Raw genomic sequence first — 25,854 nt, 5'->3', positions numbered from 1 at the left:
CGCATGCTCCTGGCTCTTCGCAAACTGAATTCGTAGATCAGTCTGCGCCTATGAGTATCGCATCAGAGTTGATCTCGCCACCTGGGTTCAATAGCCCATATGGATTGATCCGCGCGCCCTGATAAAAATTCGCCTCAGCCGTATAAACTCTAATCTCACCAGTGTTGATCTCCTCACGCCTGTATGGATATAGCCGTCACCACCCTTTCGACTCAGCTGCTGCGCGCTCCTGCGGGGTACGCCTGTCCCGGATCGTGAGGTGACCAAAGGGGTCGGCGCCTAAGCGCTCACTGGTCTTCTTGTCGGTCTCGGTGTCCACGGCACCAGCCTACGGGCGATCGGCGCACTGCTTCATGAAAGCGCACGTCATCTTCATCTCAGAGAGTGTTGCGGCAGGCTTTTAGGATGTCCGGCTCTTATGCAGGCCTCTGCATTTTCTACTTAGGATTAGACAAAATTCATTTGCTGCAAGACATCCGCCGAAACTCTGCCAGTCAAAGCCTCGGAGCACGACACACATATCAGCTACCACATCTGATCTCTTATAGATTTCTCTTCTATACCTCGATAATTGCCAAGAATTTGGCGAAAGAAGTAAAAAACTGTCAAACCAAGCCCAGTCCCCCACGCCGAAACAATCCCAACGAACACTAACCACTGCAACAGCCTGCCACCTGTTAGCAAAGTCAGTAAAACCCCAAATCCGCCAAAGACCAGCGAGAGTAATGCTATAGATACGATCAACCAGAACAATTTTGGCTTTTTTGTCTTATGATCAAAGAGAGTCTTCATTCCTTATTGCCCTCCCGAAGAGGCGGAGTGACCAAGGTTCCTGTATATATTTTTCCACCACCGACCCCTAGGTAACTACCCACTCCTGGCTTGAATCCAGCGGAAGCACTCCCCCCCCACTACTCCACTGTACAGCGCCACCAACGTCCAATGGAGTGCCGGTAGCCGTAACCGCTGTCGCCTGAGCGAAGGCCACGTTTGACGTGGAAAATCCTGTTTCCAAGGGGCCATTATTCAAGCCACCTTGAAAGTTCCCGGAGGCAACAGCGCCACCGCCTACAGACGGGACCAGCCCTAAGTTGGCTTGAAGACCAATCTGACCGGAGCTTAGATTCGCTACTACTCCCAAATCGCCAAGAGCAGTCAGTCCCAAAGGAGCCGTATTTGGCCCAATAGGTGTACCTAGCATGCCAGCTATGCCGACACTTACTACCACGTCATGTTGACTAACATAATTTCTCAGGTCCTGCTTACCACTTTCGAACGCAGCCTTTCCTTCAGCACCAAGTGCCCTACCGAAAGCAACTGTTTTCTCCGCTACAAAGGTTAGCGCCTCAGCTTTTGCTACTTCAACGATTTTATTGCAAGGCCCGCAGTGATGCAGAATGCCGTCGCCGGCACCTGCATTATCTACAACAGGCTCACCATTTTCCACAACTGCGCCCCGCATCACGACAGCTGGATGGAGGGGGGGACCAGGCAATTTATGTTGATAATTTGCGCGCGGCTGCCGCTCGCGCTGCATCTCTACGTGCCTATAGTGCCGTGTAGCCGCGCACCGCCAACGAAGTGATGGAAGCACAACAAGGCCCGCAGTGCGGCCTTGTGCTTTCGCTTCACAAGCAAGCTCTATGGCACATCTTCGTAGCTAATGTAAGCGCGCCTATTTTGTGCTCGCCCATCTTCTGTCTCGTTACTGCCAATAGGCCTTGCACTACCCAAACCCTTTGGTGCAGACAACCGAGACTTAGATACACCATGATTGAGCAACCAATCTTGCAAAGCTTGTGCTCTGCGTAGCGACAATTCAGAGCACGACAACCCGGAGCATTCTTCTGAGTCCGTAAATCCTAAAACTCTCAAGGGGACATCCGGCGGCATCCTTTTAAGGAGCGCAAGGTCATTCTCCAACGCTTCTTGATCGCGAGGGCCGGCCACCGCTTCCAGCAACGCCTTGCCAGAAGCTGGCTGGCCAGTCTTGAAGTTGACGCCCCAGAAGTCGCCAGGATCAGCAAAATAACCTTCCTTGCTAACGGTAGCAGTAGATTCAAGATGGGACGAGCTTGCGCAAGCCGAGATCGCGGCCACGGCTAGGCAAACAAAGAACGATCGACCTTTCATAGGCAACTCCCCTCGCTCGAACCCGCGCAGGATGACATGACAGAGAAATTCGCTCTCGCATCAACCGCGTTTTCATTTATGCCATCGCCGGGATTCCAAGGTGCCCAAAGATTATTGGCATTCTGAAGAAAGCCCGTTGCCTTCTGGAAATAGGCCTCGGAGCGATACGCCGCCTGCTCTCTTCCGAATCGTTCCAACTTCGATCCTGGAAAGCCTTCTTGCACAATTCGAACCCCATGATCTCCCTCGTGCAGTGCTCTCATAGCAAGCCCGCTTATCAACCCTGACTCTCCAGGACTCTTTTTCCCGATGGCTGTTAAATCAAACTTGACGGTTCCTTTTCCTTCTCTATTTGTATTGATCAGGCCGTAGTCTCCTTTCAAATCACCAAATGAAACTTTGATGTCTGAATTCCCCTTCTCCCCAAAAAAATTCACAGCTGCGCTGAGCTGACCCCTTTGCCCTTCCGTGAGCTTTGAGCTAGTAGAAGCTGCTTTAGCCGCGTCAATTGCTTTGTCAAAGTTCCCACAATCAGTTTTGCTGCCTGAGCAGACATACCGTCCATCTGGATCAGTAAACCGATATGGGTTATTGCTAGCATACCAGTACCGATTGAAGTTGACGCCGGGCTTCGCGTAAGCAGTAACCGGATCGACGGACAGGAACAGTCCGATCATCGGGTCGTAATAGCGCTGCTGCATGTAGTTCATGCCCGTGGCAGCATCCAGGACATGCCCGGTGTATCCAGGGCCATCTGTGTCGGGTCGGTTGAGTAAATCGCCATATGGGGCGTACTCGCTACGCTCAATCACCTGCTGGCTGGCATTCGTGACCGCGATAGGGCTTCCCAACGCATCGGTGTGGATGTACTCGACCGTCTGAGCGTATGCCGGCACTCCAACGCAGGCACACCACAGCGCGAACATGAACCAGAGCAGCCGATTCGCGCCCCAACGGATCCTTGCGAAACTGCCTGTCGAATTACTATTCATTAATACGGATCCTTGACCGCTCGAATTTGATTCAGAACACCGCAGACCATGCCGAGCACCCGGTCGCATTGCAAGCGCGCACGCGGTATGTGGGATTGTTGGAGGGAGGATTGACCCCAACCTTCACCGTGGACGCAGAGGTGTTCGGACCCGAGTAAGTGATGTAACCCTGAAGCTCATAGCTCGTGGCATTGGGAGCCGCATCCCACCAAGCCGTGTATTGCCAGCGTTTCCCGCCGGTGTTAGTCAAATCCTGCTGCGTGTTGACAGGTGTTGGTGGGATCAACGCCACTGTGGTTGACGCGCTGGCGCTCCATGGGCCACACCCGACGTTATTGCATGCTCGAGCCGTGTAAGCGTAAGTGCCGTTGCCGCGCCCACCGATTGCTAGGGCGAGATTGCCACCGCTGTAGACGGTGTTGCCGTTTTCCTGCAACTCATAGGAAGAAGCGTTGCCGACCGCACTCCACGAAACAGTGTAGGACCCGGTGCTGCTCGAGCCGGGAGCGCTGACAGTGGGCGCACCAGATGGCGGGGTCGGGATCGTCACCGCGACCGGCGCACCGGCGCTCCACGGTCCGCACCCGACGTTGTTGCATGCTCGGGCGGTGTAGGTGTAGTTGCCCGTCCCACGACCACTGATGCCAGCCGACAGGTTGCCCCCGCTGTAGACGGTACTCCCGTTCTCCTGTAGCTCATAGGAAGAAGCGTTGCCGACGGCGCTCCACGAAACGGTGTAAGAGCCTGTACTGCTTGAGCCCGGAGCACTGACGGCAGGCGCGCCCGACGGCGGCGTCGGGATCGTCACCGCCACGGTGGCCCCTGCGCTCCACGGCCCGCACCCGGCGCTATTACAGGCACGGGCGGTATAGGTGTAGTTGCCCGTGCCACGCCCGCTGACCGAGGTCGATAGCCCGCCCCCGCTGTAAAGGCCGTTGCCGTTCTCTTTCACCTCATACGACGTGGCCGTATTCACCGACGTCCAGGAAATGGAATAGGCACCATTGCTGCTGCTCGCGGGCGCGCTGACGGCAGGCGCGGCGGAAGGCGCGCTGGGGAGCGTCACCGCGACGGTGGCTTCGTTGCTCCAGCCACCGCAGGTACTGCCCGCACACGCTTGCACCCGATAGCTGTAGACACTGGTGCCCTTGCCGCTGGCGCCGTAGCTCGTGGCACTCCCACTGTAGACCGTGGTCCATGCCCCGGTGCTGCCGACCTTTTCCTGCAGGGTGTAGGTGATGGCGTCGGTGACCGCGGTCCAGCTGACCGTATAGGCCCCGGTGCCATTCGAGGCGGGCACGCTGGCGGTCGCGGTACCCACGCTCTGCACATTACTGATCCGCGCCACAAGGCTGCCGCCCAGATAGACGTATTCGTATCGGCGATTCGCGCGCTGGTTCTGCTGATAGCGCAGCACGCCGTCCTGGCCATAGAGCGAGTAGATGTTGCCATTTGAGGCGACCGACAACACGCGGCGTCCGCTGGCGTCGTAACGATAGGACTCCTTGTTCGGGACCGAGCGCAGACGATTGCCGTAGTCGAAGGCGTAGGTCTGCCCGTTCTTGTTGGCCAGGTTGCCTTGCGCGTCGTAGCCCAGCCCGATCACCGCGCTGCCGCTTCCGGCGTTGCTGACCGTCTCCAGCTGCTGCTTGGCGTTGTACGCGTAGACGTAGTTGGACACCGCCCCGACCTTGAAGGTCTTGAGGTTGTCCAGTGCGTCATAGGTGAACGCGGCCTGGTTGTCGCCGCCGAACATCACCGATTGGGTGGTGGCCAGGCGATCCAGTCCGTCGTAGGTCATGCTGCGGGTCTGGCGGCCGTCCACGTAGTCGGTGATCGCGCTGACGTTGCCGTTCGGGTCGAAACCGTAGGCCATGTCGATGACGGCGCCGCCGCCCGTGTCGGTGCTGCGCGCCGGCATCTGGCGAGCGTTCTGCGTCATGGTGTGGACCACACCATTGCCGTATGTGAACTGCTTGATCGCCCCGTTGGGGTAGTACGACACGCCCGTGGCGTAGGACCCCGCCTGCGTCGGCTGGCCCAGCGCGTTGGGGGCGTAGGACAGGGTCAGCCCGGAGGGATAGGTCTGGGTGGCAAGGTTGCCGTTGGCATCGTATCCGTACCCGATAGATAGCGCCGCGGCCTGGCCCGCCTGCGCCATACCTTCGCCGATGAGCTGGCGACGCGCGTTGTAGGTGTAGGTGTTGATGACACTTTCCGCCCCGCTTCCGGCATTGGCGGTGGTGACTTGGTAAGGCTTACCGTCCGGTGTATACATCCAGGTCTGATTACCCCGTCCGTCCGGAAAACTCAACGTACTGAGCCGATTCCGAGCGTCGTAGGTACGCCCAACTTTGCGAGCGGCGACAGCCGTGCCGCTACCATCATCACAAGCCTGCGTCGCGGCCAAACCCGCGGAGGTCCAAGCCACGTTTCCAGCCAAGTCATAGCCGACCAGGGTTGCGCCACTTTCCGGTTCCACGCTGCGACAAAGTTGCTGATAGCCGTTATAGATATAGCTGCGAGTGACGCTGACCGTATTTGAAACATCTCGCCGGGTGATTGCGGTGGGCTTGCCAAAGTCATCACGATTGATCTCAGTGATAGTGCCCTCGGCAGCCTCTATCTTTATAGGAAGATCGTAGCTCGGCTGATCGTAAGCCTTGAATGAGGTGATCTTCACTCCGCCGCGCGGATCGGTAGTGCGCGTCTTGAAACCGCTCAAGTATGCGGTGGTGGTCACCTGGACACTTGGCGTCAGTTCGGTGTCCTGACCTACCGACGTCTCACGTCCCAACGCATCATAAGAAGTCCAGGAGCCAGTGGCCAAGCTATCTGTCGTCCCCAGATAAGAGGCAAAGGTGGTCCTGCCTTCGTGATCGTATGCGAATCGCTGGAAACGCTTGGTGGCTGTCTCATTCCCATTGTCGTATTCCCGGGTCACGATCGGACGCCACAAGCCGTCGTAGTAAGTTACCTTCCGCGCGTTACCAGTCGAAACGGTCTGTCGCCAATGACCGGCCGCCAGTCCGAACTCGGCCATGCCAATCGGTTCAAACACCTGTGTCGTGGGATTCGCTGGTGCGCCATCGCTTGGGTAACTGGTCGAGGCCAATCGCCCCGCCCCATCATAAGTAAAGATGTACTGGTAGCCGACTTCATCGGTATGACTGGTAATCCAGCCAGCGTCACTGACGACCGCCGAGCGCCCATTTCCATCAGCGTACCCGACACTTTGCGGGATACCGCGCTTCCAGTTGGAGTAAGTGGTCGTGCGATTATTCGGGTCGGTCACCGTGGAAAGCATTCCACCCGTCCCGTATCCATAGGTGCCCGTCAGTCGGCCGAACGCATATGTCTTGGTCAACTGCCCCAGATTGTTGTACTCGCCAACAGCGACAACCAGTCCGTTCCCCAGATTGGTGACCGAAGCTGGCTGGTCCATCACCCAGATGGAAGGAAGATCCGAATAGACCGTTTTCTCCGTCACAGCAGCGGAAGGGCCACTGCGAGTTACCTGCGAAGGCCGTGCCATCGCATCAAAGGTCGTGGACCACGAAAAAGTGACGCCGTCTTGTTGAGTAACCCTTTGTTTGACAGGGTGGTGGCGGCTCGCATAGCCACCGTCGCCTCGAGGCTGGATACTGAAGCCGATGCTTGTTGGATACGGCCCCTCGTCTGGCGCGCCATAGGCCACTGTTTCCGTACGAAGCGCCGCAGTGCCGGATACCGCAGTCTGCGTAGACAGCAGCTGTCCTTCATTGACCTGCCACCGATTGCCATAGACATGCTTGTCCACACTTCCGTCAGGATTGGTAACAGTTGCTGTCCGGACCGATGGCGTCGATGAAGTGCACTTGGGAGCACCGCTGGCATTGGCCTGTACAGTCGCCGGATCCCAGCAGCCTGCCGTTCCATCGTAGCTGTATGTCCAGTTGTATCCCGCGCTTGGCAAGCCTGGTCCGTTGATACTCTTGGACACCAAGGCCATGACGAACGACTCTTTGGGGTAGTACGCACTCGTCGGCGCACCATCCACGTAGAAGCACTCACGCGGCACCCACGTGCGCGACATGCGTACTGCCTGTAGTCCGAACGTGACCACCGCACCACTGGGATGCGTGACGCTTCCGGTGGAAGTTCCACCGCCGTTCGTATTATCGCATTGCCCATTCTGCCCAGGCGTTCTGGAGACCAGGGATTGGAGATTGAACTTCCAGCTACTCTGATCGGGCAGGGTAACCTGACTCAGCGATATGGAAGAGGTATAGGTATAGGTCCAGGTTCGCCCTGCACTGCTCGCCGACTGTATCTGATAGCCCGCGCTGTCAACGTAGGTAAAGCTTATGGAACGACCATCACTACTGGTGATGGACTGCAACTGGTTGGGATTGGAAGAATTCCAGTTGTAGGTGACAGAGTTGCCGAATCTATCCGTTACCTGGGTGGGATAAATAATGTACTCATCTCGGTACAGAATATACCCATTGATAGCCTGCGGAGTCACTCCGGTTGCCAGCCTGGCAGAAGCGGCTTGCGGAGCCGGCGATGATTTCTTCAGGGCCGAATGGGCACGGGTGACCATGTGGTCAAACCTGTAGCGCGTGCCATCTCGGGTCACGACCTCAAACCCCTCACCCACGGAAGGGTTACTGCCAACGGCGAGGTTGGCGACGCAAGATACCGCCGAACCATCCGCCAAGGTCAAAGGATATGCGCGACCATCGGTCGGCATGGCGCTGGAGGGGTAGCTTAAAAGTTCCTGGTCTCCCTTCCCGGGCAGGTAGACGAAAGTCCCCTGCCAGTACTCGGTTGCTGAAAAATCGCCCCCCTGCTGACCGACAGCATCCAAAGGAGCTTCATAGCTGGAACAACGCTTGCCATATACGGACGGAACACCGAACGCCCACTTGCTCCCCTGCGGAAACACTCCGTGGATACTGGGAATGGAGAGATCCCAGTCCCCGAAGAATCCCCGAAAACCGTCGACTCCCTGACCCGCGCTCAGCCGGCGGGTAAGTTCGACCGCCAAGCCTGAATTCCCAGGCACTGAAACATCTGTCTGAGTTAGACCGAGCGAACCGCTGTAGAGATTGACCTCGTCACCCACCAGCCCAGTGTTTAATCCCTTCACCTGCGAGGTGGCTGTCACCAGCTTGCTGAACTCTTCAGGGACCGTGACGGTCTGGGCATCGGCTCGCGCCATGACCGCCAGCGCTATTACCCCAGGTAGGAAAGAAAACAACGCTCGAGCGCAACTCGACCTGAGGCCGGCACTTTGATTCGCACGCATCGACATCCCCCGTGCTAGGGGCTGCAGCCCCATACCGCTTGTTCCCTAGCAGTTCGAGCCATTAGCCGGCAAAGATGTCAGCCTTGTCAAGTGCGGCCCTTGCAAGTAATGCCGCGGGAGGAGCGGCCATTGAGGCAACTGAGGCCCGTCTGTGAACTACCCTCCGGCGCACGCAGTTGTTATGGCAAGCAGTATGGCCTGCGTCAGCTAGTAGAAGTGGGCATCGGGGGCGGGGGCAGACCGGCGAGCCTGCGTCTGACCGTAAGCGGCTGGGAAGCCGACTTAGGATTGACAGGCGAGCCATGCTCGGACGCGGATCATCAGCGGCAGTGACGCGCCGCCGCGCAAGCCCTTGAAAAGAAAGGCCCCGCCAACGCTGCGACGGAGCCTTGAGAATGACCTTGGTGCCGGAAACAGGAGTCGAACCTGCGACCTACGCATTACGAATGCGCCGCTCTACCAACTGAGCTATTCCGGCGGGGAGGGCGAATTCTAGGGACCGTACCGCTTCCGGTCAATTGAGCCGGCGGGCGCGATCGTGCCCGGCGGCGCTGCCGGTACGCCACACGTCCAAGGCGATGCTGCATCATTGCCATGGACGCGCCCTCGGCGCCCTGCCCCGCTCTCGCCGCCGCAAGGAGCCGCCATGCCCGCCCGCACCACCGCCGCCTCGTCCGACGCCACGCCTGTCGGCGCCGAGCCGCAGGCCATCGACGCGCCGCTGTCCATCGCCGCGACGTTCCTGGTGCTCAACGTCAAGGACACGCCACAGGCGCACGCGACCGTGCGCGCGACGCTCGGCGCCACCGGCGATCTGATCAAGACCATCACCAGCCGCGACCTCAGCCGTGGCTTCACCTGCAATGTCGGCATCGGGTCGCGGGTCTGGGAGACGCTGACCGGGCTGTCCAAGCCGCGCGAGCTGCATCCTTTCAGGGAGATCCGCGGCGCGGCCCACACCGCCGTCTCCACGCCGGGCGATCTGCTCTACCACCTGCGCGCGCCCACGATGGACCTGATCGTGGAGTTCGAGAAGCTGCTGCTGCAGGCCTTCGGCGATGCGGTCGAGCCGGTCGATGAAGTCAGCGGCTTCCGCTACTTCGACGGGCGCGATCTGCTCGAGTTCGTCGACGGCACGGCCAACCCGGACGGGCTGGCGCTGCCGCAGGCCACGCTGGTGGGCGAGGAGGATCCGGACCATGTCGGCGGCAGCTATGTGGTGATCCAGAAGTACCTGCACGACCTGGACGCCTGGCGCGCGCAGCAGGTGGAGGCGCAGGAGGCAATCATCGGGCGCAGGAAGTTCGACAACACCGAGCTGCCGGACGCCCCGGCGCCGGCGCAGAAATCGCACAAGACGCTGTGCACGATCAGCGATGCGCAGGGCGAGCACGACATCCTGCGCGACAACATGCCCTTCGCCTCGCCGGCGCGCGGCGAGTACGGCACCTACTTCATCGGCTACACGCGCCATCTGTGGGTGATCGAGAAGATGCTCGAACGCATGTTCATCGGCGACCCGACGCCTCTGCACGATCGCATCCTGGACTTCTCCACCGCCAAGACCGGGGCGGTGTTCTTCGTGCCGGCACGCGCGGTGCTGGACGCGATGGGCGACTGACCGCGCCGGTCAGTCCACCAGCTGCAGGCGCAGCTCCTTGGGCAGGGCGAAGACCATGCTCTCCGGCTCGCCGGCCAGTTCGCTGACGTCGTTGGCGCCCAGCTCGCGCAGGCGCGCGATCACGCCGTCGATCAGCACGTCCGGCGCCGAGGCGCCGGCGGTCACGCCGACCCTGCGCTTGCCGGCGATCCAGCGCGGATCGATCTCCTGTGCGCCATCGATCAGATACGCCTCCACGCCGTCGCGCTGGGCGAGCTCGCGCAGGCGGTTGGAGTTGGAGCTGTTGGGCGAGCCGACCACCAGCACCAGGTCGCATTCGCGCGCCAGGTCGCGCACGGCGTCCTGGCGGTTCTGCGTGGCGTAGCAGATGTCGTCGTTCTTCGGCCCCTGCATCGCCGGGAAACGGGCGCGCAGCGCTTCGATGATGCCGACCGTGTCGTCCACCGACAGCGTGGTCTGGGTGGTGTAGGCGAAGTTGTCCGGCTGCTCGATCTGCAGCGTGGCGACATCGTCGATGTCCTCCACCAGGTAGATGCGCCCGGTACCGCGTTCGCGGTCCCACTGGCCCATCGTGCCCTCCACTTCCGGGTGGCCGGCGTGGCCGATCAGCACCACGTCGCGTCCGGCGCGGCAGTGGCGCGCCACCTCCAGGTGGACCTTGGTCACCAGCGGGCAGGTCGCATCGAAGACCTTCAGCCCGCGTCGGCCGGCCTCGGCGCGCACGGCCTGGGAAACGCCGTGGGCGCTGAAGATGACGGTATTGTTGTCCGGCACCTCGTCGAGCTCTTCGACGAAGATCGCACCGCGGCGCTTGAGGTCGTCGACCACGAAGCGGTTGTGCACGACCTCATGGCGCACGTAGATCGGCGCGCCCAGGGTCTCGATGGCGCGCTTGACGATCTCGATGGCGCGGTCGACACCGGCACAGAAACCGCGGGGATTGGCGAGCAGGACGTCCATGGCAGGCAGTGTAGAGGAGTGAGGGGAAAGGAACGCGTAACAGCGGTCCCGTGGGCCCTACGGCTTCTCCGTTGCCCGCGCCTCGGCCCCGCCCTTCTTGCTCAGCCCGAACAGCGCAATACCCACCGCGCCGCAGACGATGGCCGAGTCGGCGATGTTGAACGAGGGCCAGTAGTGGTCGCCCACGTACCACTGGATGAAATCGACCACATGGCCGTGCATCAGCCGGTCGATCACGTTGCCCAGCGCACCGCCGATGACCAGCGCGTACGGCAGGGCCACGCGCCAGTCGCCGCGCGGCGTGCGCGACAGCCACCAGCCCAGCAGGCCGCACACGCCCAGCGCCAGCGCCGTGAAGAACCAGATCTGCCAGCCGCCGGCGTTGCTGAGGAAGCTGAAGGCCGCGCCGGTGTTGTAGGTGCGGTACCAGTTCCAGAAGCCGTCGATCACCTTGACCGCTTGGAACTCCGGCAGGCTGGTCAGCACCCAGGCCTTGGACCACTGGTCCAGGCCGATGACCACGGCCGACAGCAGCAGCCAGATCAGTGCCGAAGGCTGCCGCGTCGAGGCGCCCGGGTGCTGCGCTTGGTTCAGAACCATTGCCGGTCCTCCCCCGCGCCATCGACATTGTCCACGCAGCGCCCGCACAGCTCCGGATGCGCGGCGTAGGCGCCGACGTCGGCGCGGCGCTGCCAGCAGCGCACGCACTTGGGCTTGTCGGTCGGCTGGGCGCTGACGAAGAGCGCCTCGGCGCTGGCCTCGCGCACGGTGACATCGCCGCTGATGAACAGGAAGCGCAGCTCATCGGCCAACGGCTGCCAGCGCGCGGCGGTGGCCGCGTCGGCGGCGATGGCGATCTCCGCGTCCAGCGCCGCGCCGATGGCGCCGCTGGCGCGCATCGGTTCGAGCACCTTGGCCACCTGCTCGCGCAGGGCCAGCAGCGCGTCGAAGTCGGTCTCGCCCAGCTTGGCCTCCGGCGGCAGCGGCGCCAGGCCGTCGTACCAGGTGGTGAACAGCACGTTGTCCAGGCGGTTGCCGGGCAGGTAGCCCCACATCTCGTCGGCGGTGAAGCTCAGGATCGGTGCGATCCAGCGCACGAAGGCTTCGGCGATGCGGTACATCGCGCTCTGCGCGCTGCGGCGGCCGCGCGAATCCTCCTGCATCGTGTACAGGCGATCCTTGGTCACGTCCAGGTACAGCGAGCCCAGGTCGACGCTGCAGAAGTTCAGCAGCGCCTGCACGATGGCCGGCAGGTCGTAGCGCGCATAGGCGGCCTCGATCTTCTCCTGCAGCTGCCAGGCGCGATGCACGATCCAGCGATCCAGCGCGACCATGTCGTCCAGCTCACGCAGGTGCACGGCCGGATCGAAGCCATGGAGATTGCCCAGCAGGAAGCGCGCGGTGTTGCGGATGCGGCGGTAGGCGTCCGCGTTGCGCTTGAGGATCTCCTGCGACAGCGACATCTCGTTGCTGTAGTCGGCGCTGGCGATCCACAGGCGCAGGATGTCCGCGCCAAGGGTCTTCATGATGTCCTGCGGCTCGATGCCGTTGCCCAGCGACTTGGACATCTTGCGGCCGTGCTCGTCCACGGTGAAGCCGTGGGTCAGGCACTGCCGGTACGGCGCGGCCTTGTCGATGGCCACGCCGGTGAGCAGCGAGGACTGGAACCAGCCGCGATGCTGGTCGCTGCCTTCCAGGTACAGGTCGGCCGGCTTGCCGAAGCCGCGCTCCAGCAGCACGCCCTCGTGGCTCACGCCCGAGTCGAACCAGACATCGAGGATGTCGGTGACCTTCTCGTAGTCGGCGGCCGCATCGCCGAGCAGTTCGGCCGGATCCAGGTCGTACCAGGCGTCCACGCCGGCCTGCTCCACCTTCAGCGCCACCTGCTCCATCAGCGCGACGCTGTCCGGATGCGGCAGGCCGGTCTCGCGGTGCATGAACAAGGCGATCGGCACGCCCCAGGTGCGCTGGCGCGAGATCGTCCAGTCCGGGCGGCCCTCGACCATGCCGGCGATGCGCGCGCGGCCCCATTCGGGATACCACTTCACCGCATCGATGGCCTTGAGCGCATCGCTGCGCAGGTTGGCCTGGTCCATCGAGATGAACCACTGCGGCGTGGCGCGGAACACCACCGGTGTCTTGTGCCGCCAGCAGTGCGGATAGCTGTGGGTCAGCGGATGGAAGGCCAGCAGCGCACCGTTGTCGCGCAGGCCTTCGACGATGGCGTCGTTAGCCTTCCAGATGTGCTGGCCGGCCAGCGCCATCTCACCGAACGGCGGCGTGGACGGCAGGTACACGCCGCGTCCGTCGACCGGGGTGATCTGCGCGGCGGTGTAGCGATCGACCAGATCGTACTTCAGGCAGACCGCGTAGTCCTCCTGGCCGTGGCCGGGCGCGGTGTGGACCGCGCCGGTGCCGTCCTCGGCGGAAACGTGATCGCCCAGGATCAGCGGGATGTCGCGCTGCGCGTAGAACGGATGGCCCAGCAGCAGGCCTTCCAGCGCAGCGCCCTTGGCATGGCCGCGCACCACCACCTCGGACACGCCGTAGCGCGCCAGGGCGCGCGCGGCCAGCGCCTCGGCCACGACCAGCCAGCGCGGCGCGCCGTCGCGGGCCGGGCCCTCGACCAGCACGTAATCCAGCTCCGGGCCCAGGCTCACCGCGAGCGAGGCCGGCAGCGTCCACGGCGTGGTGGTCCAGATCGGCACGGCCACCTCGGTCCCGGCCGGCGCCTGCGCGCCGAACGCCGCGGCCAGGGCCTGCGGATCGCGCGCGGCATAGCCCACGTCGACCGCCGGGGAGACCTTGTCCTGATACTCGATCTCGGCCTCGGCCAGGGCCGAGCCGCAGTCGAAGCACCAGTGCACCGGCTTGGCGCCGCGCACCAGATGGCCGTTGGCGACGATCTTGGCCAACGCGCGGATCTCGTCGGCCTCGAAGCGGAAGTTCAGCGTCTTGTACGGATGGTCCCAGTCGCCGATCACGCCCAGGCGCTTGAAGTCCTTGCGCTGCAGGTCGATCTGCTCCTCGGCGTACTCGCGGCACTTCTGCCGGAACGCGCGCGCGTCCAGCTTGGTGCCCACCTTGCCCCACTTCTTCTCCACCGCGATTTCGATCGGCAGGCCGTGGCAGTCCCAGCCCGGCACGTAGGGCGCGTCGAAGCCGGCCAGATAGCGCGACTTGACGATGATGTCCTTGAGGATCTTGTTGACCGCGTGGCCCAGATGGATGGCGCCGTTGGCGTAGGGCGGGCCGTCGTGCAGCACGAACAACGGCCGGCCCTTGGCGTTGGCGCGCAGCTGGGCGTACAGGTCCTGGTCGTACCAGCGCTTGAGCGTATCCGGCTCGCGCTTGGGCAGGTCCCCGCGCATGGGGAACTCCGTGGCCGGCAGATGCAGGGTGGCTTTGTAGTCGGTACTCACAGGTGGCGGTTCTCTGCGGCTATGCGGGGGAGGCCTGCGCGGCGCCACGCGGGCCTGGATTCAAGAAGATGGTCGTTCAGGCCGTGGCCCGCAGGCGTTCGGCGGACAGCAGTCGGCGGGCGTTGGCGGCGTCGCGCTGCATCTGTTCGGTCAGCGCCTCCAGGCCGTCGAATTTTTCCTCGTCGCGCAGCTTGGCGACGAATTCCACGCGCAGGTGGCGCCCATACAGGTCGCCGCTGAAGTCGAACAGATGCGCCTCCAGCAGCGGCTCCACGCCCTCCACGGTGGGCCGGGTGCCGAAGCTGGACACCGACGGCCACGGCCGCTCGGTCAGCCCATGCACCCAGGTCGCGTAGATGCCGCTCAGCGCCGGCGTCTTCGGGAAGCGCAGGTTGGCGGTCGGGAAGCCCAGCGTGCGGCCCAGCTGCTTGCCGCGCACCACCCGCCCGCCGATGGCGTAAGGGTGGCCGAGCAGGCGCTCCGCATGGACGAAGTCGCCCTGGCGCAGCGCGGCGCGGATGCGGGTGGAGGACACACGCTCGCCATCGGCGCAGTGCACCGGTTCGATCTGGCCCGCGGCGAAGCCCAGCTCCGCGCCCATCGCCTGCAGCAGCGCCACATCGCCGCCGCGCTTGTGGCCGAAGCGGAACTCCGGCCCGATCCACACCTCGCGCGCGGCCAGGCGCCCGACCAGCAGCGTGTGCACGAAATCCTGCGCCGACATCGCGGTCATGCGCTGGTTGAAGCGCAGCAGGCCGATGCGGTCGGCCCCGCCCTGCAGCAGGCCTTCGACCTTGGCGCGCGGCAGGCTCAGGCGCGGCGGCGGGTCCTGCGGCTGGAAGAACTCGCGCGGCAGCGGTTCGAAACTCACCGCCACCAGCGGCAGCCCCAGCGCGCGGGCGCGCGCCTGGGCATGGCGCAGCAGCGCACGGTGGCCCAGGTGCAGGCCATCGAAGGCGCCGATGCACACCACACTGCCACCCGGGGTCAGTACCCCGCCTTCGATGTCACGGAACAGCCTGCTCATCGGGATTGGGCGATCGGGCGGCCAGACGAGGCCGCCCAGAAAATCTCTGGGGAAACTCGTGAAGTATAGCCGTCAGGCGCAGGCGCAAGGCCCACCGACTCAGTGCCCACGCAGGTCGCGCGGCCGCAGGCCCAGCGCGACCTGCACCACACCGTAGGTGAGCCCACCTGCCGCGACCAGGCCCAGCAGGCTAAGGACGCGCGTCAGCTTGGGCAGCACGGTGAAATCGGGAAGCCAGTGCAGCCCGGCGCCGACCACCGCGGCCATCGCCGCGCACGCCAGCAGCAGCCGCAGGACGAAGCCGCCCCAACCCGCGCGGCGCTGATACACCCCGGCGCGGCGCAGCCACATCCACAGCAGGCCCAGGTTGATGTAGCTGGCCACCGCGCTGGCGATGCCCAGGGCCAGATGCAGGCCGGGCGTCCGCGCCAGCGCCTCGGTCACGCCCAGCGCGCGCACCTCCGGCTTGACCATCAGCTGGTACAGCAGCGCCAGGAACAGCAGGTTCAGCACCATGTTGGACACCAGCGCCACGATGCCGGCACGCACTGGGGTGGTGGTGTCCTGGCGGGCGTAGAAGGCCGGCAGCACGATCTTGAGCAGGGCGAAGGCCGGTAGACCGAAGCTCAGCCCGAACACCGACATGGCCGCCATATGCGTATCGAAGGCGGTGAACTTGCCGTACTGGAACAGCGTGGCCACCAGCGGCACGCTCAGCAGCATCAGCCCCACCGCCGCCGGCACGGCGATCAGCAGGGTCGTGCGCAGGCCCCAGTCCAGCGCCGCGGAGAAACCGGCGGCGTCGGTCTTGACGTGGTGGCGCGAGAGCGCCGGCAGGATCACCGTGCCCAGCGCCACGCCGAACACGCCCAGCGGCAGCTCCAGGAAACGGTCGGCCTGGGAGAGCCAGCTCTGCGAGCCGGCGAACAGGAACGAGGCGATCACCGTATCCAGCAGCAGGTTGATCTGCGCCACCGACGAGCCGAACAGGGTCGGCACCATCAGCCGCAGCACCCGGCGCACGTCCGGATGCGACCAGCCCCAGCGCGGCAGGGTCAGCAGGTCGATCCCGCGCAGCGCCGGCAGCTGGAACAGCAGCTGCAGCGCGCCGGCCGCCAGCACCGCCCAGCCCAGCGCCAGGATCGACATGCCCATCAGCGGCGCCAGCCACAGCGCGCCGGCGATCATGCACAGGTTAAGGATCACCGGCGTCAGCGCCGGGATGGCGAAGCGGTTGAAGCTGTTCAGCGCCCCGCCCGCCAGCGCGGTAAGCGAGACGAACAGCAGGAACGGGAAGGTCAGCCGCAGCAGGTCCACGATCAGGCCGAACTTGGCCGGGTCGTCGGCCGAGCCGGGGTTGAACACCATGGCCACCTGCGGGGTGAAGATCAGCCCCAGCGCGGTCACCAGCAGCAGCACCCCGCCGAGCGTGCCCGACACGCTGGCCATCAGCGTGCGCAGGTCGGCATGCGGCCGGGTCTCCTTGACCTCGGTGAACACGGGCACGAAGGCCGTGGAGAACGAGCCTTCGGCGAACAGCCGGCGCAGGAAGTTGGGGATGCGGAACGCCACCCAGAACGCGTCGGTCACCGCATTGGCGCCGAAGCTGGCGGCGATGGCCTGGTCGCGCACCAGCCCCAGCACCCGCGAGATCATCGTCATGCTGCTGAATGACAGCAGCCCTTTCAGCATTTTCGGTGCGCTCACGCCCTACCCCAGGCCATGTGGTTGACGCAAGTCCTTGAACAGCCCATAATTTCCCGTTCGTTTTTCCGCCCGCCGTCAACCCCAAGTCTTCTCAGGATCCCAACGTGGCCAATATCAAGTCCGCCAAGAAGCGCGCCAAGCAGACCGTCGTGCGCAACGCGCGCAACGTCGCTCAGCGCTCCATGCTGCGCACCGCCGTCAAGAAAGTCATCAAGGCCCTCGACGCCAACGACGCCGCCGGCGCCGAAGCCGCCTTCGCCACCGCCCAGCCGCTGCTGGACCGTTTCAGCTCGCGTGGCCTGATCCACAAGAACAAGGCCGCCCGTCATAAGAGCCGCCTCACCGCGCGCATCAAGGCCCTCAAGGCCGCTTGACGCTCCACTGACGGCAAGGGCAACAGGAAACCCGGCTTCGGCCGGGTTTTTTGTTGCCCACGGATTGCCGCAGACAACGGTCACGCACCCCCGTAGAGCGGAGCTTGCTCCGCTGAAGCCTGCCCAGGATTGTCCGTCGCCCGTCTGCTCCAGAGGCGCCGCTCCCATGTGCCAAGCAGGCAAGAGCAGCGGAGCGAGCTCCGCTCTACACAGGCGGACACCGCCCGATTCCGGCGTTGGATGCGTCACGGCCATGCCTCCCGCGAGACCTAGCCGGCGTTCTGCGCAGCCTCGAGCGCCTCTTCGCGCTGGCGGTCGAAGAAGGCCATGATCGCCTGCATGATCGGCCAGGTGCCCTCGCGCGAGATCGCCGAGGTCACATACCACGGGCCGGTCCAGCCCAGTTCCTCGATGACCGCCCGGGCGCGCTCGGCGGCCTCGTCCTCGAACATCAGGTCGGCCTTGTTGAGCACCAGCCAGCGCGGCTTCTCCAGCAGCTCCGGATCGTGCTTGCGCAGCTCGCGCTCGATGGCGCGCACCTGCTCGGCCGGCGAGACGGTCACGCCGGTGTCGGCGAAGGCCTCGTCCACCGGCGCCATGTCCACCAGGTGCAGCAGCAGGCGGGTGCGCTGCAGGTGGCGCAGGAACTGCGTGCCCAGCCCGGCGCCCTCGGCCGCGCCTTCGATCAGGCCCGGCACGTCGGCGATGACGAAGCTGCGGTGCGGCTCGACGCTGACCACGCCCAGATTGGGATACAGGGTGGTGAACGGATAGTCGGCCACCTTCGGCGTGGCCGCCGACACCGCGCGGATCAGCGTGCTCTTGCCGGCGTTGGGGAAGCCGAGCAGGCCCACGTCGGCCAGCAGCTTGAGCTCGAGCTTGAGCAGGCGCTCCTCGCCCTCCTCGCCCGGCGTCGCCCGGCGCGGGGCGCGGGTGATCGAGGACTTGAAGTGCATGTTGCCCAGCCCGCCCTTGCCGCCGCGCGCCACCAGCAGGCGATCGCCGTGCGTGGTGAGGTCGCCGATCACCTCGTCGGTGCCGACGTTGACCACCATCGTGCCGACCGGCACGGTAATGGTCAGGTCCTCGCCGGCCTTGCCGTACATCTGCCGGCCCATGCCGTTCTCGCCGCGCTGGGCGCGGAAGTTCTTCTGGTGGCGGAAGTCGACCAGCGTGTTGAGGTTCTCGTCGGCCTGCAGCCACACGCTGCCGCCATTGCCGCCGTCACCGCCGTCCGGGCCACCCAGCGGGATGAACTTCTCGCGCCGGAAGCCGACGCAGCCATTGCCGCCATTGCCGGCGATGACCTGGATTTCCGCTTCGTCTACCAACTTCATGGGATTCGGGATTCGCGATTCGGGATTGGAAAGAACCACCGGACGCCGCAGTTTAGCGACCCCGGCAAAGAACGGAGACAAGGAATCGAAGAACCCGCCGAATCCGCCTTCGCGAATCCCAAATCCCCAATCCCGACATCCCGGCTACAAACGAAAAACCCCGCCGAAGCGGGGCTTTCGCGACGCAGCGACGCGAAGGCTCAGCCCTCGGTCACCACGCTCACGGTGCGACGCTTGGCCGCGCCCTTGACCGAGAAATCGACCTTGCCGTCGACCAGCGCGAACAGCGTGTGGTCGCGGCCCAGGCCGACGCCCGGACCCGGGTGGAACTGCGTACCGCGCTGGCGGACGATGATGTTGCCGGCTTCGATCGCCTGGCCACCATAGACCTTCACGCCCAGCATCTTCGGGTTGGAGTCGCGGCCGTTGCGCGAAGAACCTACGCCCTTTTTATGTGCCATGACTTGCGCTCCTTACTTGTTGTCGCCGGAAGCGTTGATTCCGGTGATCTCGATTTCGGTGTAGTGCTGCCGGTGACCCTGGTGCTTCATGTGGTGCTTGCGGCGGCGGAACTTGATGATCTTCACCTTGTCGGCGCGGCCGTGCGACTTGACCGTCGCGGTGACCGTGGCGCCCTTCAGCGCGTCGCCCAGCTTGATGCCGTCGTCGCTGCCGAGCATCAGCAGGGTGTCGAAGGTGATGGCCTTACCGGCTTCGGCGTCCAGCTTCTCCACGCGCAGGGTCTCGCCCTGCATGACGCGATATTGCTTGCCGCCCGTGACCAGAACTGCGTACATGGGTGCTTCCTCTTTGTGTTGGCTTTTCGTAGTTATTCTCGTGCCTGCCGCCCATCGAGGGGCGGACAGAAGCGGAATGATAGCCGGATCAGTGACTTGGAGCAAGTCACCCCATCCCGTGCCCGCCCGCGGTCCCCGGGGGTCGTCCGGCCGCCCCGGGGCCTTCGGAAATCCGTCAATTGCCCCCATACAGGGGACTCGCTAGGCTGACCGATTCGCGACGGATCGACACGTGCCGGCGCCCTCCCCTTCCTGCACAGGCCAGACCCCCAAGGCATGGACAGTATCCGCATCCGCGGCGCTCGCACGCACAACCTGAAGAACATCGATCTCGATCTGCCGCGCGACAAGCTGATCGTGATCACTGGCCTGTCCGGCTCGGGCAAGTCCTCGCTGGCCTTCGACACCATCTACGCCGAAGGCCAGCGCCGCTACGTCGAGTCGCTGTCGGCCTACGCGCGCCAGTTCCTGAGCGTGATGGAAAAGCCGGACGTGGACCACATCGAGGGGCTGTCGCCGGCGATCTCGATCGAACAGAAGTCCACCTCGCACAACCCGCGCTCGACGGTCGGCACGATCACCGAGATCTACGACTACCTGCGCCTGCTCTATGCGCGCGTGGGCATCCCGCGCTGCCCGGACCACGGCTATCCGCTGGAGGCGCAGACGGTCAACCAGATGGTCGACCAGGTGCTGGCGCTGGATGGCGAGCAGCGCTACATGCTGCTGGCCCCGGTGATCCGCGAGCGCAAGGGCGAGCACGCCCAGGTGTTCGACCAGTTGCGCGCGCAGGGCTTCGTGCGCGTGCGCGTGGACGGCGAGCTCTACGAGATCGACGCGGTGCCGCCGCTGGCGCTGCGCGTCAAGCACACCATCGAGGCGGTGATCGACCGCTTCAAGCCGCGCGAGGACATCAAGCAGCGCCTTTCGGAGAGCTTCGAGACCGCGCTGAAGCTGGGCGACGGCATGGCCGCGGTGATGTCGCTGGATCAGCCCGACGCGCCGCCGCAGCTGTTCTCGTCCAAGTACTCCTGCCCGGTGTGCGACTACTCGCTGCCCGAGCTGGAGCCGCGCCTGTTCTCGTTCAACTCCCCGGTCGGCGCCTGCCCCAAGTGCGATGGCCTGGGCGTGGCGCAGTTCTTCGACCCGGCGCGCGTGGTGGTGCATCCGGAGCTGTCGCTGGCCGCCGGCGCGGTGCGCGGCTGGGACCGGCGCAACGCCTACTACTTCCAGCTGATCGCCTCGCTGGCCAAGCACTACAAGTTCGACGTCGATGCGCCGTGGATGATCCTGCCGGAGAAGGTCCAGAAGGCGGTGCTGTACGGCAGCGGCGATGAGCTGGTGACCTTCACCTACCTCACCGAATCGGGCGGGCGCACCCAGCGCAAGCACAAGTTCGAAGGCATCGTGCCCAACCTGGAGCGCCGCTACCGCGAGACCGAATCGCCGGCCGTGCGCGAGGAGCTGGCCAAGTTCATTTCCGAGCAGCCCTGCCCCGAGTGCGGCGGCGCGCGTCTGAACCGCGCCGCGCGCAACGTGTTCGTGGCCGATCGCCCGCTACCGGAGATCGCCGTGCTGCCGGTGGACCAGGCGCTGGCGTTCTTCCGCGAGCTCAAGCTCGCCGGCTGGCGCGGCGAGATCGCGGTCAAGATCATCAAGGAGATCGCCGAGCGGCTGGGCTTCCTGATCGATGTGGGCCTGGACTACCTGACCCTGGAGCGCAAGGCCGACACGCTGTCCGGCGGCGAGGCCCAGCGCATCCGTCTGGCCAGCCAGATCGGCGCCGGCCTGGTCGGCGTGATGTACGTGCTGGACGAGCCGTCCATCGGCCTGCACCAGCGCGACAACGAGCGCCTGCTCGGCACGCTGACGCGCCTGCGCGACCTGGGCAATACGGTGATCGTGGTCGAGCACGACGAGGACGCGATCCGCGCGGCCGACCACGTGCTGGATATCGGTCCGGGCGCGGGCGTGCACGGCGGCGAGATCGTCGGCGAAGGCACGCTGGAGGATCTGCTCAAGGCGCCGCGCTCGCTGACCGGGCAATACCTGTCGGGCAAGCGCCGCATCGAGGTGCCCAAGGCGCGGCACAAGCCCAACCCGAAGATGACGCTCAAGCTCACCGGCGCGCGCGGCAACAACCTCAAGGGCGTGGACCTGGAGATCGCCGCGGGGCTGTTCACCTGCATCACCGGCGTGTCCGGCTCGGGCAAGTCGACGCTGATCAACGACACGCTGTTCAGCCTGGCGGCCAACGAGATCAACGGCGCCTCGCACCAGATCGCGCCCTACGACGAGGTTACCGGGCTGGACCTGTTCGACAAGGTGGTGGACATCGACCAGTCGCCGATCGGGCGCACGCCGCGCTCCAACCCGGCCACCTATACCGGGCTGTTCACGCCGCTGCGCGAGCTGTTCGCGCAGGTGCCAGAGGCGCGTGCGCGCGGCTACTCGCCGGGGCGCTTCAGCTTCAACGTGCGCGGCGGCCGCTGCGAGGCCTGCCAGGGCGATGGCCTGATCAAGGTCGAGATGCACTTCCTGCCCGACGTGTACGTGCCTTGCGATGTGTGCCATGGCAAGCGCTACAACCGCGAGACGCTGGAGATCCTCTACAAGGGCTTCAACATCAACGACGTGCTGGAGATGACCGTCGAGGACGCGCTGAAGCTGTTCGAGCCGGTGCCGTCGATCGCGCGCAAGCTGGAAACGCTGATGGACGTGGGCCTGAGCTACGTCAAGCTGGGCCAGAGCGCGACCACGCTGTCCGGCGGCGAGGCCCAGCGCGTGAAGCTGTCCAAGGAGCTCTCGCGCCGCGACACCGGGCGCACGCTCTACATCCTGGACGAGCCCACCACCGGCCTGCACTTCCACGACATCGAGCATCTGCTGGCGGTGCTGCACAAGCTGCGCGACGACGGCAACACCATCGTGGTGATCGAGCACAACCTGGACGTGATCAAGACCGCCGACCAGGTCGTCGACCTCGGCCCCGAGGGCGGCCACCGCGGCGGCACCATCATCGCCACCGGCACGCCGGAGGAAGTGGCGGCCAACCCGGCCTCGCACACCGGCCGCTTCCTGGCGCACCTGCTGCCGGACACCAAGGCCAAGGCCAGCAAGCCGGCGGCGGTAGCCAAGGACGAGGTGCTGCCGCCGCGCATGGCGGCCAAGAAGGCGGCCAAGTCCGCGGCCAAATCCGCCAGGATCCCAAGCAAGAAGAAGGCCTCTTCCTGATGAGCGAAGCGAGCGAAACCCCGATTGCGCGCAAGGTACTGGCGCGCGTGCCGATCTCCGTGCGTTGGCGCGACATGGATGCCTATGGCCATGTCAACAACGCCAAGTACATCTCCTACCTGGAGGAGGCGCGCGTGCGCTGGCTGCACGGCGTCACCGGCGGCCAGACCATGGGCCGCGGCATCTCGCCGGTGGTGGCCAATACCGACGTCAACTACCGCCGGCCGATCGTGTGGCCCAACGACATCGTCGTGGAGCTGTTCGTCGAGCGCCTGGGCAATTCCAGCGTGACCATCGGCCACCGCATCGTGGCCGACAACGATGACACGGTGCTGTACTCCGATGGCCACGTGGTGGTGGTGTGGATCGACACGGCCACCGGCAAGAGCGCGCCGATTCCCGAGGCGGTGCGCCAGGCCAGCGTCTAGGGCCTGCCCCGCGTCTTTCCATACCTCACCGCACGGGCCCGCTATCATGCGGGCCCGCTGCATTGGTAGGAGGCGTGCGATGTCCGAGCTGGTCCAGGTCCTGTCCCACGGTGCCGTGCGCGAACTGCGCCTGGCGCGGCCGCCGGTCAACGCGCTCGACGATGCGCTGATGCAGGCGCTGGCGCGCGCGCTCGAGGACAGCTTCGCCGATGCCCAGGTTGCCGGCGTGGTGCTGTCGGGCAACGAACGGGTGTTCAGTGGCGGGCTGGATGTGCCGCATCTGATCTCGCACGGACAGGACCGCGACGCCCTGCGTGCGACGTGGTCGGCCTTCCTCGGCCTGGCCGGCATCATCGCCGCCGCACCCATCCCGGTGGCCGCCGCGCTGACCGGCCATGCGCCGGCCGGCGGCTGCGTGCTGGCGCTGTGCAGCGACTATCGCGTGATGTGCCGCAGCAATGATGCGGCGCATCCGCTGCAGATCGGCCTCAACGAGACCCAGGTGGGGCTGGCCGTGCCCGACGGGATCCAGCATCTGATGCGCCGCGCGATCGGCGCCCACCAGACCAGCCTGCTGGTCGTGCCCGGGGCGATGGTCAGCGCCGAGTACGCGCTGCGCATCGGCCTGGTCGACGCGCTCGCAGACGATGCCGCGGCCACGGTCGAGCACGCGGTGCAGCGGCTGCAGGCGCTGGCGCGGCTGCCGCAGACGCCGCTGCGCAGGACCCGCGCGATCGCCCGCACCGACATGGTCGCGGCGCTGGAGACGGTGGTGCTGGAGGAGTTCATCGAGCAGTGGTTCGGCCCGGACACCCAGGCCGCCCTGCAGGCGATGGCCGCTCGGCTCAGGAAGTCGCCACCGGCCGCGTAGGGTCGGCGATCCAGCCGCTCCACGAGCCGGCGTAGAGCTTCGGCCCGGGCAGGCCGGCGTGTTCGAACGCGAGCAGCTGATGGCAGGCGGTCACGCCCGATCCGCACATCAGCACCGCATCGCGCGCCGCATGCGGCCCGAGCAGGGCCAGCAGCTCCAGCCGCAGGGCCTGCGGATCGCGGAAGCGGCCATCGGCCAGGTTGTCCTGGAACGGGCGATTGACCGCGCCGGGCACATGCCCAGCCACGCGATCGACCTGCTCCTGCTGGCCGCTGTAGCGCTCGAAGGCGCGCGCGTCGATCAGCCAGCCCGGCGCCTCGGCGCGGCGCGCGGCGACCTGGTCGGCATCGACGATGCGCGTGTGGTCGAAGTGGCCCGGATACGGCGGCAGCGGCACCGGCGCGGGCACTGCCTCGGTCTCCGGCAGGCCGGCGGTGCGCCAGGCGGCCAGGCCGCCGTCGAGCACCGCCACCCGCGCGTGACCCAGCAGGCGCAACAGCCACCACAGGCGCGCGGCGGCCATGCTGCCATCGCCGGCGTCGTAGACCACCACCTGGTGCTCGGGCCCGATGCCCCAGCGCCCCAGTCGGGCCTTGAACGCGTCCTCGTCCGGCAGCGGATGCCGGCCCTGCCCTTCGGCGATCCGCGAGAGGTCGGACAGGTCCTCGTTGAGATCGGCGAAGACCGCATGCGGCAGATGCGACTGCGTGTAGCCGGCGCGGCCGGCGGCCGGGTCGGATAGCGTGAAGCGGGCATCGACCAGGCGCAGGTCCGGGTCGTGCAGGTGCAGCAGCAGGACGGTGGGATCGACCAGGGTGGTCCAGTTCATGCCACAGCCTCCAGGCGTCGGCGCAGGTTGTAGAGGATGGCCGCAGTCGCGCCCCAGATGCGCTGCGCGGCCCAGTCGTATTCCAGCACGGTGCGCGCACGGCCCTTGAACGACAACTCCACGCTGCGCAGGTTGTCCGGCGCCATCAGATAGTCCAGCGGCACTTCGAACACCTCGGCGACCTCGCCCGGGTTGGGCACCGGCACGAAGGCCGGATCCACCACCGCCACCACCGGCGTGACCAGGAAGCCGCTGACCGTGGCCAGCGGATCGAGCAGGCCCAGCGGCTGCACCTGATGGCGCGGGAGCGCGATTTCCTCTTGGCTCTCGCGCAGGGCCGCGTCGATGGCATCGGCGTCGCCCGGGTCCACGCGGCCACCCGGGAAGCTCACCTGCCCGCCGTGGTGGCGCAGGTCGTCGTGACGGCGGGTCAGCAGCACGGTCGTCCCGTTCGCACGCGGTACAAGCCCGGCCAGCACCGCGGCGGCGGCGGGCGGCTTGCTGCGGAGCATGTCGTCGATCTCGCCCTGGTTCCAGCCGCGTGCCGCCGGTGCCGCGTCCAGCGGATGCAGCGCGCGCTGCAGCTGGGGGTACTCGGGCAACAGCGCGGGAAGATCGGCAGGCATGCGACGCAGCGGAAGCGCGCTCATCAGGGTCGAACGCGCATCATCGCCCATCCGCGCCCAGCCGGCGATTTCGTCCAGCGTGCGCAGGCAGCCCGCGCACAGCCCGTCGGCGCGCATGCGGCACACGCCGATGCACGGCGACAGCAGGCTGGGGGCGGAGGCGGCAGACATGGACGATCGAAGCGGAACGAAGTTTTGGGACG

19 protein-coding genes and 1 tRNA gene are annotated in these 25,854 nt (G+C 65.2%); 5 read left to right on the top strand and 15 right to left on the bottom strand.

Annotation, left to right across the window (positions count from 1 at the left end):
* Positions 1 to 525: 525 nt before the first annotated feature.
* The 5 genes from MWN52_RS07325 to MWN52_RS07310 form a co-directional block, all read right to left on the bottom strand.
* On the bottom strand, positions 526 to 792 hold the full coding sequence (locus tag MWN52_RS07325) for a hypothetical protein (RefSeq protein WP_286577267.1): 267 nt from the start codon (positions 790 to 792) through the stop codon (positions 526 to 528).
* A gap of 849 nt (positions 793 to 1,641) precedes the next feature.
* Entirely contained in the window at positions 1,642 to 1,893 is a 252-nt protein-coding gene (locus MWN52_RS19605) for an OmpA family protein (protein WP_425608111.1), read from the bottom strand.
* A 236-nt stretch (positions 1,894 to 2,129) separates the two neighbouring features.
* On the bottom strand, positions 2,130 to 3,125 hold the full coding sequence (locus MWN52_RS07320; protein WP_425608092.1) for an RHS repeat domain-containing protein: 996 nt from the start codon (positions 3,123 to 3,125) through the stop codon (positions 2,130 to 2,132).
* A gap of 31 nt (positions 3,126 to 3,156) precedes the next feature.
* Positions 3,157 to 8,331 (bottom strand): RHS repeat domain-containing protein, encoded by a 5,175-nt coding sequence (locus MWN52_RS07315; RefSeq protein WP_286577266.1) that lies wholly within the window; start codon positions 8,329 to 8,331, stop codon positions 3,157 to 3,159.
* Between the two features lie 489 nt (positions 8,332 to 8,820).
* Positions 8,821 to 8,896 (bottom strand) — tRNA-Thr (locus tag MWN52_RS07310).
* Positions 8,897 to 9,064: 168 nt separating this feature from the next.
* On the opposite strand from MWN52_RS07310, the gene MWN52_RS07305 reads away from it, so the two are divergent.
* Positions 9,065 to 10,039 (top strand): Dyp-type peroxidase, encoded by a 975-nt coding sequence (locus MWN52_RS07305; protein WP_286577265.1) that lies wholly within the window; start codon positions 9,065 to 9,067, stop codon positions 10,037 to 10,039.
* A 9-nt stretch (positions 10,040 to 10,048) separates the two neighbouring features.
* Here MWN52_RS07305 and ispH read toward each other — a convergent pair whose 3' ends face one another.
* The 5 genes from ispH to murJ form a co-directional block, all read right to left on the bottom strand.
* Positions 10,049 to 10,999, bottom strand: coding sequence for a 4-hydroxy-3-methylbut-2-enyl diphosphate reductase (gene ispH / locus MWN52_RS07300; protein WP_130519113.1), 951 nt, complete (start codon positions 10,997 to 10,999; stop codon positions 10,049 to 10,051).
* Positions 11,000 to 11,056: 57 nt separating this feature from the next.
* Positions 11,057 to 11,599, bottom strand: a complete 543-nt coding sequence (lspA, locus tag MWN52_RS07295; protein ID WP_130561915.1) for a signal peptidase II — start codon at positions 11,597 to 11,599, stop codon at positions 11,057 to 11,059.
* A complete protein-coding gene (gene ileS, locus MWN52_RS07290; RefSeq protein WP_286577263.1) occupies positions 11,590 to 14,421 on the bottom strand; it encodes an isoleucine--tRNA ligase in 2,832 nt (943 codons plus the stop codon). The genes lspA and ileS overlap by 10 nt, the downstream gene beginning before the upstream one ends.
* A 76-nt stretch (positions 14,422 to 14,497) precedes the next feature.
* Complete coding sequence (locus MWN52_RS07285; protein WP_130529445.1) at positions 14,498 to 15,448, bottom strand: bifunctional riboflavin kinase/FAD synthetase; 951 nt, start codon at positions 15,446 to 15,448, stop codon at positions 14,498 to 14,500.
* Positions 15,449 to 15,547: 99 nt separating this feature from the next.
* On the bottom strand, positions 15,548 to 17,140 hold the full coding sequence (murJ, locus tag MWN52_RS07280) for a murein biosynthesis integral membrane protein MurJ (RefSeq protein WP_286577701.1): 1,593 nt from the start codon (positions 17,138 to 17,140) through the stop codon (positions 15,548 to 15,550).
* A gap of 119 nt (positions 17,141 to 17,259) precedes the next feature.
* On the opposite strand from murJ, the gene rpsT reads away from it, so the two are divergent.
* Positions 17,260 to 17,529, top strand: coding sequence for a 30S ribosomal protein S20 (rpsT, locus tag MWN52_RS07275; RefSeq protein WP_130519121.1), 270 nt, complete (start codon positions 17,260 to 17,262; stop codon positions 17,527 to 17,529).
* Between the two features lie 269 nt (positions 17,530 to 17,798).
* Here rpsT and obgE read toward each other — a convergent pair whose 3' ends face one another.
* The 3 genes from obgE to rplU form a co-directional block, all read right to left on the bottom strand.
* Positions 17,799 to 18,866: a GTPase ObgE gene (obgE, locus tag MWN52_RS07270; RefSeq protein WP_130519123.1), complete on the bottom strand. Its 1,068-nt coding sequence runs from the start codon at positions 18,864 to 18,866 to the stop codon at positions 17,799 to 17,801.
* 200 nt (positions 18,867 to 19,066) lie between these two features.
* On the bottom strand, positions 19,067 to 19,327 hold the full coding sequence (rpmA, locus tag MWN52_RS07265; protein WP_130519125.1) for a 50S ribosomal protein L27: 261 nt from the start codon (positions 19,325 to 19,327) through the stop codon (positions 19,067 to 19,069).
* A gap of 12 nt (positions 19,328 to 19,339) precedes the next feature.
* The gene (rplU, locus tag MWN52_RS07260; protein ID WP_130519127.1) at positions 19,340 to 19,663 is read right to left on the bottom strand and encodes a 50S ribosomal protein L21; all 324 of its coding nucleotides are present in this window, start codon (positions 19,661 to 19,663) and stop codon (positions 19,340 to 19,342) included.
* Positions 19,664 to 19,939: 276 nt separating this feature from the next.
* Between rplU and uvrA the strand changes: the two genes are divergently transcribed.
* From uvrA to MWN52_RS07245, 3 genes are all read left to right on the top strand, one after another.
* The gene (gene uvrA / locus MWN52_RS07255; protein WP_286577260.1) at positions 19,940 to 22,897 is read left to right on the top strand and encodes an excinuclease ABC subunit UvrA; all 2,958 of its coding nucleotides are present in this window, start codon (positions 19,940 to 19,942) and stop codon (positions 22,895 to 22,897) included.
* Entirely contained in the window at positions 22,897 to 23,325 is a 429-nt protein-coding gene (locus MWN52_RS07250; protein WP_130534784.1) for an acyl-CoA thioesterase, read from the top strand. Before uvrA ends, MWN52_RS07250 begins: the two co-directional genes overlap by 1 nt.
* A gap of 79 nt (positions 23,326 to 23,404) precedes the next feature.
* Positions 23,405 to 24,196 carry an enoyl-CoA hydratase/isomerase family protein gene (locus tag MWN52_RS07245; RefSeq protein ID WP_286577258.1) on the top strand — a complete coding sequence of 264 codons (792 nt, stop codon included), beginning with the start codon at positions 23,405 to 23,407 and terminating at the stop codon, positions 24,194 to 24,196.
* Here the strand turns inward: MWN52_RS07245 and MWN52_RS07240 are convergent.
* A complete protein-coding gene (locus tag MWN52_RS07240) occupies positions 24,171 to 25,025 on the bottom strand; it encodes a sulfurtransferase (protein WP_286577256.1) in 855 nt (284 codons plus the stop codon). The genes MWN52_RS07245 and MWN52_RS07240 overlap by 26 nt on opposite strands.
* Positions 25,022 to 25,822: a CoA pyrophosphatase gene (locus tag MWN52_RS07235; protein ID WP_286577254.1), complete on the bottom strand. Its 801-nt coding sequence runs from the start codon at positions 25,820 to 25,822 to the stop codon at positions 25,022 to 25,024. The genes MWN52_RS07240 and MWN52_RS07235 overlap by 4 nt, the downstream gene beginning before the upstream one ends.
* Positions 25,823 to 25,854: the final 32 nt, after the last annotated feature.

This window comes from Pseudoxanthomonas winnipegensis (genome assembly GCF_030322905.1).
In the GTDB taxonomy this organism is placed as follows: domain Bacteria; phylum Pseudomonadota; class Gammaproteobacteria; order Xanthomonadales; family Xanthomonadaceae; genus Pseudoxanthomonas_A; species Pseudoxanthomonas_A winnipegensis.
Note: the sequence above shows the minus strand (reverse complement) of the source record. Positions and strands in the feature narration are given on the sequence as shown.